This is a genomic window from Citrobacter sp. MGH105 (assembly GCF_001037485.2).
In the GTDB taxonomy this organism is placed as follows: Bacteria; Pseudomonadota; Gammaproteobacteria; order Enterobacterales; family Enterobacteriaceae; genus Citrobacter; species Citrobacter portucalensis.
Genome location: NZ_CP073048.1, coordinates 527,034 through 544,976, shown reverse-complemented (window position 1 = coordinate 544,976; position 17,943 = coordinate 527,034). Strand labels below are relative to the sequence as shown.

Annotated in this window: 13 protein-coding genes and 1 pseudogene; 5 read left to right on the top strand and 9 right to left on the bottom strand. The window is 54.3% G+C overall.

Features of this window, described 5'->3' with window-relative positions; all coding sequences use genetic code 11:
• The first annotated feature begins 28 nt into the window (after positions 1-28).
• The 4 genes and pseudogenes from gltB (at position 29) to SK35_RS02600 (ending at position 8,688) form a co-directional block, all read left to right on the top strand.
• Positions 29-4,489, top strand: a complete 4,461-nt coding sequence (gene gltB / locus SK35_RS02615; RefSeq protein ID WP_123969743.1) for a glutamate synthase large subunit — start codon at positions 29-31, stop codon at positions 4,487-4,489.
• 12 nt (positions 4,490-4,501) lie between these two features.
• The gene (locus SK35_RS02610; RefSeq protein ID WP_048215454.1) at positions 4,502-5,920 is read left to right on the top strand and encodes a glutamate synthase small subunit; all 1,419 of its coding nucleotides are present in this window, start codon (positions 4,502-4,504) and stop codon (positions 5,918-5,920) included.
• 247 nt (positions 5,921-6,167) lie between these two features.
• Positions 6,168-7,418 (top strand): annotated as a pseudogene (gene codB / locus SK35_RS02605) (cytosine permease).
• Positions 7,408-8,688 (top strand): cytosine deaminase, encoded by a 1,281-nt coding sequence (locus SK35_RS02600; RefSeq protein WP_008785942.1) that lies wholly within the window; start codon positions 7,408-7,410, stop codon positions 8,686-8,688. The pseudogene codB and the gene SK35_RS02600 overlap by 11 nt, the downstream one beginning before the upstream one ends.
• A gap of 58 nt (positions 8,689-8,746) precedes the next feature.
• Here the strand turns inward: SK35_RS02600 and nanQ are convergent, their stop codons facing one another.
• The 5 genes from nanQ to nanR all read right to left on the bottom strand — a co-directional run bounded on the left by nanQ (position 8,747) and on the right by nanR (position 13,727).
• Positions 8,747-9,214, bottom strand: coding sequence for an N-acetylneuraminate anomerase (gene nanQ / locus SK35_RS02595; RefSeq protein ID WP_048216381.1), 468 nt, complete (start codon positions 9,212-9,214; stop codon positions 8,747-8,749).
• A 2-nt stretch (positions 9,215-9,216) separates the two neighbouring features.
• Positions 9,217-10,086 (bottom strand): N-acetylmannosamine kinase, encoded by an 870-nt coding sequence (gene nanK, locus SK35_RS02590; protein WP_048215452.1) that lies wholly within the window; start codon positions 10,084-10,086, stop codon positions 9,217-9,219.
• A 96-nt stretch (positions 10,087-10,182) separates the two neighbouring features.
• Positions 10,183-11,673: a sialic acid transporter NanT gene (gene nanT / locus SK35_RS02585; RefSeq protein WP_048215451.1), complete on the bottom strand. Its 1,491-nt coding sequence runs from the start codon at positions 11,671-11,673 to the stop codon at positions 10,183-10,185.
• A gap of 109 nt (positions 11,674-11,782) precedes the next feature.
• On the bottom strand, positions 11,783-12,676 hold the full coding sequence (gene nanA / locus SK35_RS02580; RefSeq protein WP_048215450.1) for an N-acetylneuraminate lyase: 894 nt from the start codon (positions 12,674-12,676) through the stop codon (positions 11,783-11,785).
• Positions 12,677-12,935: 259 nt separating this feature from the next.
• Complete coding sequence (gene nanR, locus SK35_RS02575; RefSeq protein ID WP_008785946.1) at positions 12,936-13,727, bottom strand: transcriptional regulator NanR; 792 nt, start codon at positions 13,725-13,727, stop codon at positions 12,936-12,938.
• Positions 13,728-14,086: 359 nt separating this feature from the next.
• On the opposite strand from nanR, the gene dcuC reads away from it, so the two are divergent.
• Complete coding sequence (gene dcuC, locus SK35_RS02570) at positions 14,087-15,454, top strand: anaerobic C4-dicarboxylate transporter DcuC (RefSeq protein ID WP_048215449.1); 1,368 nt, start codon at positions 14,087-14,089, stop codon at positions 15,452-15,454.
• Between the two features lie 55 nt (positions 15,455-15,509).
• Here the strand turns inward: dcuC and sspB are convergent, their stop codons facing one another.
• The 4 genes from sspB to rplM form a co-directional block, all read right to left on the bottom strand.
• Positions 15,510-16,013 (bottom strand): ClpXP protease specificity-enhancing factor, encoded by a 504-nt coding sequence (gene sspB / locus SK35_RS02565; RefSeq protein WP_032945142.1) that lies wholly within the window; start codon positions 16,011-16,013, stop codon positions 15,510-15,512.
• Positions 16,014-16,018: 5 nt separating this feature from the next.
• Entirely contained in the window at positions 16,019-16,657 is a 639-nt protein-coding gene (gene sspA, locus SK35_RS02560) for a stringent starvation protein SspA (protein ID WP_003025132.1), read from the bottom strand.
• Positions 16,658-16,973: 316 nt separating this feature from the next.
• Positions 16,974-17,366 (bottom strand): 30S ribosomal protein S9, encoded by a 393-nt coding sequence (rpsI, locus tag SK35_RS02555; protein WP_003025138.1) that lies wholly within the window; start codon positions 17,364-17,366, stop codon positions 16,974-16,976.
• A 15-nt stretch (positions 17,367-17,381) separates the two neighbouring features.
• Positions 17,382-17,810, bottom strand: a complete 429-nt coding sequence (rplM, locus tag SK35_RS02550) for a 50S ribosomal protein L13 (RefSeq protein WP_003025141.1) — start codon at positions 17,808-17,810, stop codon at positions 17,382-17,384.
• Positions 17,811-17,943: the final 133 nt, after the last annotated feature.

Below are 17,943 nucleotides of genomic sequence, written 5' to 3'. Positions count from 1 at the left end.
CCCGCAGAGCCTGGGGAGGTTCACTGATATGTTGTACGATAAATCCCTTGAGAGGGATAACTGTGGTTTCGGCCTGATCGCCCACATAGAAGGCGAACCTAGCCACAAGGTAGTGCGTACCGCCATACACGCACTGGCCCGCATGCAGCACCGTGGCGCAATTCTAGCCGATGGTAAAACCGGCGATGGTTGCGGTTTGCTGTTACAAAAACCTGACCGCTTTTTCCGCATCGTGGCGCAAGAGCGCGGCTGGCGTTTAGCTAAAAACTATGCCGTCGGCATGATCTTTTTAAATAAAGACGCTGAACTGGCTGCGGCTTCTCGTCGCATTGTCGAAGAAGAATTACAGCAGGAGACCCTGTCGATTGTCGGCTGGCGCGACGTGCCGACCAACGAAGGTGTTCTCGGTGAAATCGCCCTCTCCTCCCTGCCTCGTATCGAGCAAATTTTTGTCAACGCCCCTGCGGGCTGGCGTCCGCGTGATATGGAGCGCCGCCTGTTCATCGCGCGCCGTCGCATCGAAAAACGCCTCCAGGACGATAAAGACTTCTACGTGTGTAGCTTGTCGAACCTGGTCAATATCTATAAAGGTCTGTGTATGCCGGCGGATCTGCCGCGCTTTTACCTGGACCTGGCGGACCTGCGTCTGGAATCGGCCATCTGCCTGTTCCACCAGCGCTTCTCCACCAATACCGTACCGCGCTGGCCGCTGGCCCAACCGTTTCGCTACCTGGCGCATAACGGTGAAATCAACACCATCACCGGCAACCGCCAGTGGGCACGCGCACGTACCTATAAATTCCAGACACCGCTGATCCCTGACCTGCACGACGCCGCACCGTTCGTTAACGAAACCGGCTCCGACTCCAGCTCAATGGATAACATGCTGGAACTGCTGCTGGCTGGCGGGATGGACATTATCCGTGCCATGCGTTTACTGGTGCCGCCGGCCTGGCAGAACAACCCGGATATGGACCCGGAGCTGCGCGCGTTCTTTGACTTTAACTCCATGCACATGGAGCCGTGGGATGGCCCGGCGGGCATTGTTATGTCCGACGGCCGCTTTGCCGCCTGTAACCTTGACCGTAACGGCCTGCGTCCGGCGCGCTACGTCATCACCAAAGACAAGCTGATTACCTGCGCTTCTGAAGTCGGGATCTGGGATTATCAGCCGGATGAAGTGGTTGAGAAAGGTCGCGTCGGCCCTGGCGAGCTGATGGTTATCGATACCCGCAGCGGGCGCATTCTGCACTCCGCCGAAACCGATGACGATCTGAAAAGCCGCCATCCGTACAAAGAGTGGATGGAGAAGAACGTCCGCCGTCTGGTGCCGTTCGAAGACCTCGCAGACGATCAGGTCGGCAGCCGCGAACTGGACGATGACACGCTCGCCAGCTATCAGAAACAGTTTAACTACAGCGCCGAAGAGCTGGATTCCGTGATCCGCGTGCTAGGTGAAAACGGTCAGGAAGCGGTCGGCTCAATGGGTGATGATACCCCGTTTGCCGTGCTGTCCAGCCAGCCGCGCATCATTTATGACTACTTCCGCCAGCAGTTCGCGCAGGTGACTAACCCGCCGATCGACCCGCTGCGTGAAGCGCACGTTATGTCGCTGGCCACCAGCATCGGTCGTGAGATGAACGTCTTCTGCGAAGCCGAAGGTCAGGCACACCGCCTGAGCTTTAAATCGCCGATCCTGCTGTACTCCGATTTCACCCAGCTCACCACCATGAAAGAGGAGCATTACCGCGCCGACCGCCTGGATATCACCTTCGATGTGACCGAAACCACCCTCGAAGAGACCGTCAAAGCATTGTGCGATAAGGCGGAACAGATGGTGCGTAACGGTACGGTGCTGCTGGTGCTCTCTGACCGTAACATCGCGAAAAACCGCCTGCCGGTTCCGGCACCGATGGCCGTGGGCGCAGTGCAAACGCGCCTTGTAGAACAAAGCCTGCGTTGCGACGCCAACATCATCGTTGAAACCGCCAGCGCCCGCGACCCGCACCATTTTGCTGTCCTGCTCGGCTTTGGCGCGACGGCCATTTACCCGTATCTCGCGTATGAAACGCTGGGACGGCTGATCGACACTCAGGCGATTGCCAAAGATTACCGGACCGTGATGCTGAACTACCGTAACGGCATCAACAAAGGTCTGTACAAAATCATGTCCAAAATGGGCATTTCGACCATCGCCTCTTACCGCTGCTCGAAGCTGTTTGAAGCGGTTGGTCTGCACGATGATGTCGTGGCGCTGTGCTTCCAGGGCGTGGTCAGCCGTATTAGCGGCGCAGGGTTTAGCGACTTCCAGCAGGATCTGCTGAACCTCTCCAAACATGCATGGCTGGCACGTAAACCTATCAGCCAGGGCGGTTTGCTCAAATACGTCCACGGCGGCGAATACCATGCCTACAACCCGGACGTGGTGCGCACGCTGCAACAGGCGGTACAAAGCGGCGAGTACAGCGACTATCAGGAATATGCCAAGCTGGTCAATGAGCGTCCGGCGGCCACGCTGCGCGATCTGCTGGCGATTACGCCTGGCGATGAAGCCGTAAGCATTAGCGAAGTAGAACCCGCAACCGAACTGTTTAAACGCTTCGATACCGCAGCTATGTCCATCGGAGCATTAAGCCCCGAAGCACACGAAGCGCTGGCCGAAGCCATGAACAGCATCGGCGGCAACTCGAACTCCGGTGAAGGCGGTGAAGACCCGGCGCGCTATGGCACCAATAAAGTGTCGCGCATTAAGCAGGTTGCTTCCGGTCGCTTTGGCGTAACCCCGGCGTATCTGGTCAACGCCGATGTCATCCAGATTAAAGTCGCTCAGGGCGCGAAACCTGGCGAAGGCGGTCAGTTACCGGGTGATAAAGTCACCCCGTACATCGCCAAACTGCGCTATTCGGTGCCGGGCGTGACGCTGATCTCCCCGCCGCCGCACCACGATATTTACTCTATCGAAGACTTAGCGCAGCTGATTTTCGACCTCAAACAGGTCAACCCGAAAGCGATGATCTCCGTGAAGCTGGTTTCCGAACCAGGCGTTGGCACCATCGCCACAGGCGTGGCGAAAGCCTATGCGGATCTGATCACCATTGCTGGCTACGATGGCGGTACCGGCGCAAGCCCGCTCTCCTCGGTGAAATATGCGGGCTGCCCGTGGGAACTCGGTCTGGTGGAAACCCAGCAGGCGCTGGTCGCTAACGGTCTGCGTCACAAGATTCGTCTGCAGGTTGATGGCGGTCTGAAAACCGGTGTCGATATCATTAAAGCGGCGATTCTGGGTGCGGAAAGCTTCGGCTTCGGTACCGGTCCAATGGTGGCGCTGGGCTGTAAATACCTGCGTATTTGCCACCTGAACAACTGCGCAACCGGCGTGGCGACTCAGGATGACAAACTGCGTAAGAACCACTATCACGGCCTACCGTTCAAAGTGACTAACTACTTTGAATTTATCGCCCGCGAAGTCCGTGAGCTGATGGCGCAACTGGGTGTGAAGCGTCTGGTGGATCTGATTGGTCGTACCGACCTGCTCAAAGAGCTGGAAGGGTTTACCGCCAAGCAACAGAAACTGGAACTGTCTCGTCTGCTGGAAACCGCCGAACCGCATCCGGGTAAAGCGCTGCATTGCACCGAGAACAACCCGCCGTTTGATAACGGCGTGCTGAACGCTCAGTTGTTACAGCAAGCGAAACCGTTTGTCGACGAGCGCCAGAGCAAAACCTTCTGGTTCGATATCCGCAACACCGACCGTTCTGTTGGCGCGTCGCTGTCGGGCTATATCGCGCAAACGCATGGCGATCAGGGGCTGGCGTCTGACCCAATCAAAGCGCACTTCAGCGGTACCGCAGGCCAGAGCTTCGGCGTGTGGAACGCGGGCGGCGTGGAGTTGTATCTGACCGGTGATGCCAACGACTATGTCGGTAAAGGTATGGCGGGCGGTCTGCTTGCAGTGCGTCCTCCGGTTGGCTCTGCTTTCCGTAGCCATGAGGCGAGCATCATTGGTAACACCTGTCTGTATGGTGCCACCGGTGGCCGCCTGTTTGCCGCGGGTCGTGCGGGTGAGCGCTTTGCAGTACGTAACTCCGGCGCAATCACCGTGGTTGAAGGTATTGGCGACAACGGCTGCGAATATATGACCGGCGGCATCGTCTGTATTCTCGGAAAAACGGGCGTCAACTTCGGAGCGGGTATGACGGGCGGATTCGCCTACGTGCTCGATGAAGACGGTGAGTTCCGCAAACGCGTGAACCCGGAACTGGTAGAAGTGCTGAGCGTGGACTCGCTGGCTATCCACGAGGAACACCTACGCGGTTTGATTACCGAGCACGTACAGCATACCGGCTCTTCACACGGCGAAGAGATCCTGGCTAACTGGCCAGCATTCTCGGCGAAATTCGCGCTGGTAAAACCAAAATCCAGTGATGTGAAAGCACTGTTGGGTCACCGTAGTCGTAGCGCAGCAGAGCTGCGTGTGCAGGCGCAGTAAGGGGTAGCAGCAATGAGTCAGAACGTATACCAATTTATCGACCTGCAGCGCGTTGATCCGCCTAAGAAGCCGCTGAAGATCCGTAAGATCGAGTTTATCGAGATCTACGAGCCGTTTTCCGAAGGCCAGGCCAAAGCACAGGCAGACCGCTGCCTGTCCTGCGGTAACCCGTACTGCGAGTGGAAGTGCCCGGTGCATAACTACATCCCGAACTGGCTGAAACTGGCGAACGAGGGGCGTATTTTTGAAGCAGCAGAACTGTCGCACCAGACCAACACTCTGCCGGAAGTCTGTGGCCGCGTATGCCCGCAGGATCGTCTGTGTGAAGGATCCTGTACGCTGAACGATGAGTTCGGCGCGGTGACTATCGGTAACATCGAGCGCTATATCAACGATAAAGCATTCGAAATGGGCTGGCGCCCGGATATGACCGGCGTGCGTCAAACCGACAAGCGCGTGGCGATCATCGGTGCCGGTCCGGCAGGCCTGGCCTGTGCTGATGTGCTGACCCGCAACGGCGTGAAGGCGGTGGTATTTGACCGCCACCCGGAAATCGGCGGTCTGCTGACCTTCGGTATCCCGGCCTTCAAGCTGGAGAAAGAGGTCATGACCCGCCGTCGTGAGATCTTCACCGGTATGGGCATTGAGTTCAAATTGAACGTGGAAGTGGGCCGCGATGTACAGCTTAACGATCTGCTGAAAGATTATGACGCCGTGTTCCTTGGCGTAGGTACCTATCAGTCGATGCGCGGTGGGCTGGAAAACGAAGACGCTTCCGGTGTGTTTGATGCCCTGCCGTTCCTGATCGCCAATACCAAACAGTTGATGGGCTTTGGCGAAAGCAGCGACGAGCCGTACATCAGCATGGAAGGCAAACGCGTCGTCGTTCTCGGCGGTGGCGATACCGCGATGGACTGCGTGCGGACCTCGGTTCGCCAGAACGCAGCACATGTCATCTGCGCTTATCGTCGTGACGAAGAGAACATGCCGGGTTCCAAACGCGAAGTGAAAAATGCGCGTGAAGAAGGCGTCGAATTCCAGTTCAACGTCCAGCCTTTAGGCGTGGAAGTGAATGCCAACGGTAAGGTATGCGGTGTGAAAATGGCGCGTACCGAAATGGGTGAACCGGATGCGAAGGGCCGTCGCCGTGCGGAGATCGTTGCCGGTTCTGAACACGTTGTTCCGGCAGATGCGGTGGTACTGGCGTTTGGCTTCCGTCCGCACAGTATGGAGTGGCTGGCAAAACACAGCGTCGAACTGGATTCTCAGGGCCGCATTATTGCTCCAGAGCGCAGCGACAACGCCTTCCAGACCAGCAACCCGAAAATCTTCGCCGGTGGCGACATCGTGCGCGGTTCGGATCTGGTAGTCACCGCGATTGCCGAAGGTCGTAAAGCGGCAGACGGTATCCTGAACTACCTGGAAGTGTAATACAGCCTCTTAAGGCATCTCATCTGCCCTGGTGGGTGAGATGCCAAATTCCTGCCGCAATACCGCCAAACCTGCCGATTAAGCCAGTCTGACAACACGTTTAGTAAACAGGGCAAATAACCTTAACACCCCAAACAGATCGACATCATGAATAATAACCATGTAAAAATCAGACGAAAACGTTTGCTTTACGTTGAGAACTGTATATTATGCGGCGGATTTTTTGGGCAAAATTCATGGAGGCGTTGTGTCGCAAGACAACAATTATAGCCAGGGCCCCGTCCCTCTGGCGGCGTGAAAAGGCGTAGTTCCACTAACATTTGTCATGTTGGGACTCACATTCTTTTCCGCCAGTATGTGGACCGGTGGCACACTCGGTACCGGTCTTTCTTATAATGATTTCTTCCTGGCAGTTCTCTTCGGTAATCTTCTCCTCGGTATTTACACTGCATTTCTCGGTTTTATCGGCGCAAAAACAGGGCTCTCAACCCACCTTCTGGCACGTTACTCATTTGGTGTGAAAGGTTCATGGCTTCCCTCTCTGCTGTTAGGCGGCACACAGGTAGGCTGGTTTGGCGTTGGTGTGGCCATGTTTGCTATCCCGGTTGGCAAAGCGACGGGAATTGACGTCAATATCCTGATTGCGATTTCCGGTCTGTTGATGACCCTGACCATCTTTTTTGGCATCTCAGCGCTGACCGTTTTATCTATCATCGCCGTGCCTGCCATCGTCGTACTTGGCAGCTACTCCGTCTGGCTGGCAGTGAGCGATGTCGGCGGTTTGGAGCATTTAAAAGCGATAGTGCCGCAAACGCCGCTGGATTTCTCCACCGCACTGGCGCTGGTAGTCGGCTCGTTTGTCAGCGCAGGGACGTTAACCGCTGACTTCGTCCGTTTTGGCCGCAACGCCAAAGGCGCGGTGCTGATCGCCATGGTGGCGTTTTTCCTTGGCAATTCGCTTATGTTCATCTTCGGCGCTGCGGGCGCGGCTGCGGTTGGACAGGCGGATATCTCTGACGTGATGATTGCCCAGGGACTGCTGCTGCCCGCGATCATCGTTCTCGGCCTGAATATCTGGACCACCAACGATAATGCGCTGTACGCATCGGGCCTGGGATTTGCCAATATTACCGGCCTTTCCAGCCGTACGCTGTCAGTGGCTAACGGTATTATTGGCACACTGTGCGCACTGTGGCTTTACAATAACTTTGTCGGCTGGCTGACATTTCTGTCGGCAGCGATTCCCCCAATTGGCGGGGTGATCATCGCCGACTATCTGCTGAACCATCGCCGCTATGCCGACTTCAGCAAAGCGCAATTTATTTCCGTAAACTGGATAGCGATCCTGTCCGTTGCACTGGGCGTTGCCGCAGGTCACTATATTCCCGGCATCGTGCCCGTCAATGCCGTACTTGGCGGCGTATTCAGCTATATCCTGCTGAATCCACTTTTCAATCGCAGCCTTGCTAAATCCCCGGAGGTCAGCCATGCAGAATAATAACATCACCATTCATCAGGCGCGTTTACAGGGACGTGAAGGGTTATGGCAAATCACGATTGAAAACGGGCGCTTTAGCCGTATTGAGCCTCAAGACGCAGCGACGTTACCACAGGGTGAAGTGCTTGATGCTGAAGGCGGTCTGGCTATCCCACCGTTCGTTGAGCCACATATCCATCTGGACACTACACAAACCGCGGGCGAGCCGAGCTGGAATCAGTCTGGTACGCTGTTTGAGGGCATTGAACGCTGGGCTGAACGTAAGGCAATGCTCACTCACGAAGACGTCAAAGCGCGCGCCATGCAGACCCTGAAGTGGCAGATGGCCAACGGCATCCAGTATGTCCGTACTCACGTTGACGTTTCCGACCCTACGTTGACGGCGCTAAAAGCCATGCTGGAGGTGAAGCAAGAAGTCGCTCCGTGGGTAGAGCTACAGATTGTCGCGTTCCCGCAAGAAGGCATTCTTTCTTATCCCAACGGTGAAGCGCTCCTGGAGGAAGCCGTGCGTCTGGGCGCCGACGTCATTGGCGCGATCCCGCACTTTGAATTCACGCGTGAATATGGCGTAGAGTCGCTGCACAAGATTTTCGCTCTGGCGCAAAAATACGACAAACTTATCGACGTGCACTGTGACGAAATCGATGATGAGCAATCCCGCTTTGTTGAAACCGTTGCGGCACTGGCACATCGCTACAATATGGGCGAGCGCGTGACCGCCAGCCATACCACGGCGATGCATTCCTACAACGGCGCGTATGCTTCCCGTCTTTTCCGTCTGTTGAAAATGTCCGGCATTAACTTTGTCGCAAATCCACTGGTGAATATTCACCTGCAAGGGCGCTTTGACACTTATCCTAAGCGTCGTGGTGTTACGCGCGTCAAAGAGATGCTGGAAGCGGAGATCAACGTCTGCTTCGGTCATGATGACGTCTTCGATCCGTGGTACCCGCTGGGCACTGCGAATATGCTGCAGGTGCTGCATATGGGATTACACGTGTGCCAACTGATGGGATACGGACAAATTAACGATGGGTTGAACCTGGTCACCAGCCACAGCGCGAAAACCCTGCACCTGCAGGACTACGGTCTGAACGTGGGGAATTCTGCGAATCTGGTGATCTTGCCTGCAGAAAATGGGTTTGACGCGGTTCGTCGCCAGACGCCTGCCCGTTATTCCATTCGTCATGGTCGAGTCATTGCCGAGACGGTCCCAAGCCAAACCACACTGCATCTGACGCAGCCAGAAACGGTGACGTTTAAGCGCTAGGTCGTTACATTCCATGTCGGATGGCGTAAGCCTTGCCATCCGACACAGTCTCTCACTCTCAAGCTTGTAATAAGCTGGCGCGGACTTTGATCACCACTTTTTTGATGTCCATCGGGGCCTGCACCACACAACCCGGTTTATGCGGCTCGCCCGGCATAAAAATCACAAATTTTCCCGGCTTCAGTACCATAGCCTGTTCATCGGCAATCTGGCTGCACAGCTGATAATCATCCTCGATGTGCATCTCTTCACAGTGACGAGCAGAATCGGTCATCCCGAACAGAATCCGTTCTTCGCCGGACAACAGCATCTGAATATCAATGTACTGCTGATGCAGCTCCGCTTTCTTATGCTCTGGGCTCTGCGTTGTAAATTGCATGACATTCATAAAAATATTCTCGCCCTGCAACGTGTAGCGCCCAGGCGTCTTCTCCTGCGGATTCGCCGCAATGGCAAGCGTTAACGCCTGTTGCAAGACCGGATGTAATCCGGCAGAAGGCAGTGAATTCAACGCATCTGATATCATCATCATTCTCCCAGGGCCAACAGCGCGGCCCCCAGTAATCCAGCGTCATGACGGTAATGCGCCGCCAGCAATTCCACGTGATAGGCCAAAGGCTCTTGTGCCAGATAATGTTCCACCAGCGCCAGATACCCTTCAGCCAGCCCAACGCTGCCGCCAATCACCACAATCTGGCAATCGGTCGTGGCCTTCACATCGGCAACAAGCCTTGCCAAAGTACGCGCCGAGCGATGGATCAACCGGCTTGCCTGCTCATCCCCCTGTCCGGCATGGCTAAAAATAGTTTTGGCGTCGAATCCGGCAAGCGCGCCTTCGGCAGCCGCCGCTATTCCACGACCGGATGCGATCGCCTCAACGCAACCCACACGCCCGCAGCCGCAAACAGGCCCATGCGGATCGGCCAGCGTATGTCCCAGATGCCCAGCCAAACCGCCGACTCCGGTCAGCAGTGTCCCACCGCTGACGACTCCCCCGCCCACGCCTGTGGAGACGGTAATAAACACCAGATCGCGGTACTCACCACCAAGCGCATGGTACTCAGCCCACGCCGCTGCCTGTGCGTCATTGACGGCCAGCGTCGGCAGGTCGGTGATTTGCTCCAGCGTTTGTGTCAGCGGAAAATGCATCAACCCGCCGAGGTTATGCGGATTCAGCGCCAGTAAAGCCCCCTCACGGATAATCCCCGTCGAGGCGATCGCTACCCGATTAGCACGCCCCTGTAGCGGTGCAACCAGTGTTTGTAACGCGGCGCGCAGCGCTTGCGGCGTTTTACTGGCAGGCGTCGGCAGTTCACGCCGCTCGCGGACTTGCAGATTGTTCTCTACCAGCGCGGCAGCCAATTTGGTGCCGCCAATATCAATCGCCAGTGTGGTCATGACGCCGCCTCATGCATCGTAGTGGCGCTCTGTAGCTCAAAGAACGACATATTCTTCCCTTACGGCTATTGCCCGGTTCAGCACCGGGCAATTGGATTAACTTTTGGATTTCACCATGGTGCTTTTGTCACCGCCGAACGGCACGGCCCCGCTAAACGGTCGACCATCGATGGCGTCATGCGTACGTAACGCTTCAGGACGCAGCCAGCGCTGTACGCGGGACGGCATATCGAGACCAATCAGCAGGATCACCACAAATGTCAGGCCGAAAGAGAGCGATCCCAGCGCGGTACCCAGATCAAGACGTTGGGCAATCAGCGCGCCGATGATCGGTGCCAAAGCCCCGCCCAGTGCGCCCACGTTATAGGTGAAGCCCAATCCCGCCGCACGCTGATCGGTATCGAAATAGCCGCCAATCAGTTTTGGTAAGATCCCGGAGATCCCCTGGCCGAGCATTTGTTGGAAAAACAGCAGCAAACCCAGTACCCAGACGTTTGAACCGCCTATTGCAAACACCGGAATAATCAGCAACTGCGAGGCCAGCAGACTGCAGACATAGGCTTTACGCGTGCCCAGCCAGTCACCAAGAAAACCGCCGACGCAACAACCGACCGCCGCACCAAAGCCACTAAAGAAGAGCACTCTGGCCACCGTGGAAGGATCGTACAGCAGTTCCGTTTTCAGATAGGTTGGCAACAGCGCCTGAATCGGCCACGAGTACAGGAAGGCAAATAGCACGACCACCATCAGCATCACGCCCGTCGGCCAGCGTTTCCCGCTGCTTTGCACCATAAAGCTAATGAAGATAAAGGCGCATATCAGTCCCAGGACCGCCACGATAGCCGCATTTTGCAGGTTGCCAGCAAAGCAGAACCACAGCGCAGTTGCAGCGGCGAGCGTCATCAGAATATTAATTACCCGATGCTCGCCCCGGTAGAGAATGTCCACCATCGTGCGCACTGGCGCTTTGCCTTCGTGTTTTTCTTTCCAGTCTTCCGCTTCCGGAATATTTTTACGCAGCCAGAGGGCGAAGATAATTGGCAGGATGCCGATGAAGAACAGCGCGCGCCATCCCCAGACCGGGACCACCAGACTGTAGACCTGGGCGGCGATCACGGCACCAACGGAAAAGCCGGAAATCAGGAAACCACTGGCTTTGTTTCGCAGATGTTTAGGCCAACTTTCAATAACATAGGTTGCGCTGGAACCATACTCACCGGCCATCCCCATACCGATAACCAGTCGGGCGATAAACATGGTGGTGTAGCCCGGCGCAAAGCCGCAGGCCAGCGTCCCCACGGAGAACAGAATGATGCTGGTGACCATCGCCAGGCGGCGTCCGTAACGATCGCCCATGGCCCCCAACATTAATCCGCCAAACCAACGGGAGATAAAGGCGGCCGAGATCAGGCTGGCAGCCTGCACCGTCGTCAGTCCGAATTCGCCCTGCACTTCTGTCAGCACCAGGGCGATTAACACAAAATCGAAACCATCAAGCAAATATCCCAGCCAGGCGGCGGAAAATGCCCGCCATTGTGCCCGATTGAGATGGCGATACCACGGGATGCTTTGGGTAGAAGTACTCATTTTACTCTCCCGACGATTTTTGTTGTTGTGCCGGGTGGTGGCTTTGCCTTACCCGGCCTACGGTCGAAAATCCAGGCCGGGCAAGCGAAACGCCCCCGGCGACCCGTGATTACGCCTTTTCCGCCAGCAGTTGGTTTGCCAGCGCTTTCAGTTCCGGCAGATATTGTTCATCTACCGGGGCAAAGGGTTTACGGCACAGTGGGACAGAAACCACATCCATATAGTGCAGTACCGTTTTCAGGCCGCGGAACACGCCAACCTTAATGAGCAGATCGATAACCTTATTGCACTCAGTTTGCAGCTTTTGCGCCGTGCGGATGTCGCCTTCTTTGAGCGCTTTCACAATTCCCTGATAGCGCCACCCCATGATGTTGTAAGTGCTACCGATACCGCCATCTGCACCCGCCAGCAAACCAGAAGCAAAGATCTCGTCATAACCGTTATAAAGCACCAGATCGGGATGAGCGCGGCGGATCTGTTCCATCTGATAGAGATCGCCGGAAGTTTGTTTCAGCGCGCCAACGCCAGGTAGCGTCACCAGCGTGTTGATCTGATCCAGCGTCAGTTTTACGCCGCTCAGCGCCGGGATGTTATAGACCACCATCGGCAATCCATTAGCTGAATCAATAATTGCGCGGTAGTGGTCGCAATGCTCTTCAAAGCTGAACGGATAGTAAAACGGCGTGACGGCCGAAACTGCATCAAAGCCGTAACGATGCGCGGCGCTCGCCAGCTGTTGGCTTTCTTCGGTGCTCACCGTGCCAACATGAGCGATCAGCGTCACCTTGCCTTTCGCTTCTTCGGCCACAATTTCCAGCACCTGCTCTCTTTCAACGCGGTTTTGGACAAAGGCCTCACCCGTTGAGCCACCGACATAGAGCCCATCGACACCCTGACCAATGTTGAAACGCACCAGGCGGCGCAGACTCTCGATGTCCAGTCTCTGTTGGTTATCGAATGGGGTTAACAACGCTGGCATTACGCCTTTTAAATCTCTTGCCATAACGACCTCTGACGATGATTAGTGTTATCTGACTACATACCTTTATACCTGTTATACCAGATCAAATAAGCAGCAATACAATACAGAACGCTTATAGTGCGATCTACTTCACTAAACACTTCATCCTTCGAGCCGCCTCTGCGTTAGCTGCGTTCGCTCACCCCTGTCACATAGTTATCTATGCTCCAGGGAACTCGCTCTCTTGCCGCCTTGATGCAACTTGAATGATTTTGTGTTTAAACGATCGTCGGGATCGCGATCACTTACGCAACTTTTTACTTTTGCTGAAGGCGTGCCAGGTCGCGGAAACGCTGTTGAGGTGTTCTTGCAGTGCGCGGTCAGCTTCTTCAGGATCGCGCTGGCGAATTGCGTCGACAATAGCGATATGCTGCTGATAACTCACGTTATTGTGTTCATACAACTCTTGATCGGCAACGGTCGGACGGGCGGCAATCAGCCAGTCTAACAGCGCAACATGGATAGCCATAAAGATAGGATTGCCCGGGATCTCAGCCAGTACACGGTGAAAATCAACGTCCGAGCGGATGAACAACGTATTGTCATCGAGCGACTGGCTGTTGATCTCCAGTGCTTTAGCCAGTCTGTCGATTTGCTCATCTGTCGCATGTTCGGCGGCGTATCGTACCAGGCTGGATTCAAAGAACAGTCGCAACTGCTCGAAGTGGGCAATGCCGCCGGGATGTGCGAGGAAATCTTTCGCCATACCAGACAGCTCGCTGATGATGGTATCAGCTGAAGGACGCGAAACGCGGGCGCGCTCGCCGTTGTTGATTTGTACCAGACCTTTGCGTTTTAACGCGGCCAGCGCTTCTCGTACAGAAGGACGGCCCACGTTAAAGAAGGCCATCAGCTCCCGCTCAGACGGCAACTGTTCGCCCTCGCCAAACTCCCGACGACGAATCATCTGCTCCAGTTCTTCTTCAACCATTTCAGACAGTTTTTTACGCGCCAACGGGCGATTGCGTAAGCTACGGCCAATGGTGGATGGAGAGTCTTCAGCTTGCGAATCAAATGCGTTCATAGGGTCCATTCAGCTAAGTCGTGGTGACAAACAACAGCGGGTTTATCCTAACACAGGATCGAAAGCAGGGTGAAATGATGGACGATCTGATCCGGCTGGCCTATTGATAATATACGTAACAGCAATATTATTTTAAGCGAGTATCTTCTACCTCATTTTAATTGAATGGAGTTAAACACCTTCATGAAAATTATGAATATGAACGTGATAATTTATCATAACCGTATATTTTATAACGATAAATAATTACACCATCGAATTAAAAATAAGATATTCACTCCATAAAAAATGCCCAGAAAAATATAACATCCGTTTTGACAGCAGCGTTATTACCGGATTTATCTTCTTCTCTGACATGGAGTGAAACAATGTTCGGCATCATTATCTCTGTCATCGTTTTATTAACGATGGGTTACCTGATCCTCAAAAACTACAAACCGCAGGTCGTGCTGGCCGCCGCCGGGATCTTCCTGATGATCTGCGGCGTCTGGCTGGGCTACGGCGCATTGGTCACTAACGACAAAAGCAGTGGCTATCTACTGGTCGATATTTACAATGAAATTTTGCGTATGCTCTCCAACCGCGCGGCCGGACTGGGGTTATCAATCATGGCGGTGGGCGGTTATGCCCGTTATATGGACAGGATGGGGGCCAGCAGAGCGATGGTTAGCCTGTTAAGTCGCCCGCTCAAGCTAATCCGTTCCCCCTATGTAGTTCTTGCCGCCACCTATGTGATTGGTCAGATCATGGCGCAGTTCATTACCAGCGCATCCGGGTTAGGTATGTTGCTGATGGTGACGCTGTTCCCAACGCTGGTTAGTCTTGGCGTGAGCCGTTTATCCGCTGTTGCGGTCATTGCCACTTCGATGTCGATTGAATGGGGCATTCTGGAAACCAACTCTATTTTTGCCGCGCAGGTCGCGGGCATGAAAATCGCCACCTATTTCTTTCAATACCAGTTGCCCGTCGCGTCGTGTGTCATTGTCGCCGTCGCCATTGCGCATTTTTTCGTTCAGCGTCAATTTGATAAAAAAGCCGCACCGGAAAGTAACGGATTTGCGGAACATAAGACGCTGGAAAACGTACCCCCGCTCTATTACGCCATTTTACCGGTGATGCCGCTGATCCTGATGCTGGGCTCGCTTGCCCTTGCACAAATGGGGCTAATGAAAGCTGAGTTGAATCTGGTGGTGGTGATGTTAATGAGCATGACGCTGACTATGTTTGTTGAATTCCTGCATAAACATAATCTGCGCGAAACGATGGATGATGTGCAGGCTTTTTTTGACGGCATGGGGACGCAGTTTGCCAACGTTGTCACCCTGGTGGTCGCCGGTGAAATCTTTGCGAAAGGGTTGACGACTATCGGGACTGTCGATGCCGTAATAAAAGGCGCAGAGCATTCCGGTCTTGGCGGTATCGGCGTGATGATCATCATGGCGGTTGTCATCGCCGCCTGCGCAATCGTCATGGGGTCAGGCAACGCGCCGTTTATGTCTTTTGCCAGCCTCATTCCGGATATTGCCGCCGGGCTGCATATTCCTGCCGTAGTAATGATTATGCCGATGCATTTTGCCACTACGCTTGCCCGCGCGGTGTCACCTATTACCGCAGTGATCGTCGTGACTTCAGGTATTGCCGGCGTATCGCCCTTTGAAGTGGTAAAACGTACAGCAATCCCGATGGCCGTAGGATTTGTGGTGAATATGGTAGCCACCATCGCGCTGTTTTATTGATACCAAAGCCAGAAAACAGAACAGGCCCCAAAGGGCCTGTTTTTTATTTCACTATTTATTTCACTACGCGCAGCGCTGGACGCCCACCGCGAGGCGGTGGCGGAGTATCATCCGGATCGTTGTCGTCGCCATTATCAGGTTTATCGCCATCAATGACCGACATGACCGTTTCACTCTCAAAACCAGACGTGTCGTTGTCGTCATCATTTAAGCTGGCAACATCTTCGTCGTAGGCGGCTTCCGGTTCGAACATCGTACCGGCGCCATTTTCACGTGCATAAATTGCCAGAACGGCAGCCAACGGCACAGACACCTGACGCGGCACACCACCGAAGCGCGCGTTAAAGCGCACTTCATCGTTAGCCAGTTCCAGGTTGCCCACCGCACGCGGTGCAATATTCAGAACAATTTGCCCGTCACGCGCATATTCCATTGGAACCTGCACGTCCTGGAGCGTCACATCCACCACCAGATGCGGCGTGAGCTGGTTGTCCAGCAACCACTCATAGAACGCGCGCAGCAGATACGGACGGCGTGGTGTTAGCTGTGGCAAATCCATACAGGTTAACCCCGGCCCAGACGCATTTCACGTTCAGGCTCAGTCAGAGAAGCCAGGAAAGAGTCACGTTCGAAGACGCGAGTCATGTACCCTTTCAGTTCTTTCGAACCTGCACCGTTGAATTCAATACCCAGCTGCGGTAAACGCCACAGCAGCGGCGCCAGGTAGCAGTCTACCAGGCTGAACTCATCGCTCAGGAAGTAAGGTTTCTGGCCAAATACTGGCGCGATTGCCAGCAGTTCTTCGCGCAGACGCTTACGCGCGACTTCGGCTTCAGATGCAGAACCGTTCACGATGACGTTCATCAGCGTGTACCAGTCTTTTTCAATACGCTGCATGTACAGGCGGCTTTCACCACGCGCAACCGGGTAAACCGGCATCAGCGGCGGATGCGGGAAGCGCTCATCCAGGTATTCCATAATGATGCGAGATTCCCACAGGGTCAGCTCACGATCCACCAGTGTCGGTACGCTCTGATTCGGGTTGAGGTCGATCAGATCCTGAGGTGGATTGTCCTTCTCCACATGCTCAATCTCGAAACTAACACCTTTCTCAGCCAGCACAATGCGGACCTGATGGCTATAGATGTCAGTAGGACCAGAAAACAGCGTCATTACCGAACGTTTGTTGGCAGCGACAGCCATGAAAACCTCCAGGTATATTCAGAATTTTTACTGCTACCAGCCACTCAGTGGCCAGCCAGAAGTGATGTCACCCAGACTCGGGAAAGTCATTACTGTTCAAAATACAAACAAAAAATGAACGATACCGGACATTTGGGCAGAAAATTGGATGATAGTTTACCAGATTTTGTGACCTTTGTGGTGAGTCGATTCTTGAAATGGGGAAAAAGAGGTGGCAATCAGCGGATTACCGTGGATCTGAGGCGAGAAATAACGATAAAAAAACCCGCCGAAGCGGGTTTTTTCGCAAATTGTCGTCTGCCGAAGCAGAGTACAATTAACGTTTGGAGAACTGAGGACGACGACGTGCTTTACGCAGACCGACTTTCTTACGTTCAACCTGACGAGCATCACGGGTAACGAAGCCAGCTTTACGCAGTTCGCCACGCAGGGATTCGTCGTACTCCATCAGAGCGCGGGTGATACCGTGACGGATCGCACCAGCCTGACCAGAGATACCACCACCTTTAACAGTGATGTACAGATCCAGTTTCTCAACCATGTCGACCAGTTCCAGCGGCTGACGAACTACCATGCGGGCAGTTTCACGACCGAAGTACTGTTCCAGAGAACGTTGGTTGATTACGATTTTACCACTGCCCGGTTTGATGAAAACGCGAGCTGCGGAACTTTTGCGGCGACCAGTGCCGTAGTATTGATTTTCAGCCATTGCCTATAATCCCGATTAGATGTCAAGAACTTGCGGTTGCTGTGCCGCGTGGTTGTGCTCGTTGCCAGCGTAAACTTTCAGTTTACGGAACATAGCACGACCCAGCGGGCCTTTTGGCAGCATGCCTTTAACCGCGATTTCAAGCACACGCTCAGGACGGCGAGCAATCATCTCTTCAAAGGTCGCTTGTTTGATACCACCGATGTGGCCGGTGTGGTGATAGTACACTTTGTCAGTACGCTTGTTGCCGGTTACAGCAACTTTGTCAGCGTTCAGAACGATGATGTAATCACCGGTATCTACGTGCGGAGTGTATTCCGCTTTGTGCTTACCGCGCAGGCGCAGAGCCAGTTCGGAAGCCAGACGGCCCAGAGTTTTACCGGTCGCGTCAACAACATACCAGTCGCGTTTTACGGTTTCTGGTTTAGCTGTAAAAGTTTTCATTAAAAGCTTACCCAAATAAATAAGTTACACGTTGGTGAACACCCAAACGTTTTGTCAGTTGAGGTTCACACGACATTGTCCAGCAAACCTACCCCTTCGAATAGCCTATGCCGGCGCATAGAAAGTTTTGGGA

What these genes read in the sequence shown, in the direction of transcription:
- nanK (WP_048215452.1), bottom strand. Translation starts at nt 10,086, where the DNA reads ATGACCACACTGGCGATTGATATTGGCGGCACCAAATTGGCTGCCGCG.
- rpsI (WP_003025138.1), bottom strand. Translation starts at nt 17,366, where the DNA reads ATGGCTGAAAATCAATACTACGGCACTGGTCGCCGCAAAAGTTCCGCA.
- nanQ (WP_048216381.1), bottom strand. Translation starts at nt 9,214, where the DNA reads ATGATATCAGATGCGTTGAATTCACTGCCTTCTGCCGGATTACATCCG.
- nanT (WP_048215451.1), bottom strand. Translation starts at nt 11,673, where the DNA reads ATGAGTACTTCTACCCAAAGCATCCCGTGGTATCGCCATCTCAATCGG.
- rplM (WP_003025141.1), bottom strand. Translation starts at nt 17,810, where the DNA reads ATGAAAACTTTTACAGCTAAACCAGAAACCGTAAAACGCGACTGGTAT.
- nanA (WP_048215450.1), bottom strand. Translation starts at nt 12,676, where the DNA reads ATGGCAAGAGATTTAAAAGGCGTAATGCCAGCGTTGTTAACCCCATTC.
- gltB (WP_123969743.1), top strand. Translation starts at nt 29, where the DNA reads ATGTTGTACGATAAATCCCTTGAGAGGGATAACTGTGGTTTCGGCCTG.
- SK35_RS02600 (WP_008785942.1), top strand. Translation starts at nt 7,408, where the DNA reads ATGCAGAATAATAACATCACCATTCATCAGGCGCGTTTACAGGGACGT.
- sspA (WP_003025132.1), bottom strand. Translation starts at nt 16,657, where the DNA reads ATGGCTGTCGCTGCCAACAAACGTTCGGTAATGACGCTGTTTTCTGGT.
- SK35_RS02610 (WP_048215454.1), top strand. Translation starts at nt 4,502, where the DNA reads ATGAGTCAGAACGTATACCAATTTATCGACCTGCAGCGCGTTGATCCG.
- dcuC (WP_048215449.1), top strand. Translation starts at nt 14,087, where the DNA reads ATGTTCGGCATCATTATCTCTGTCATCGTTTTATTAACGATGGGTTAC.
- nanR (WP_008785946.1), bottom strand. Translation starts at nt 13,727, where the DNA reads ATGGACCCTATGAACGCATTTGATTCGCAAGCTGAAGACTCTCCATCC.
- sspB (WP_032945142.1), bottom strand. Translation starts at nt 16,013, where the DNA reads ATGGATTTGCCACAGCTAACACCACGCCGTCCGTATCTGCTGCGCGCG.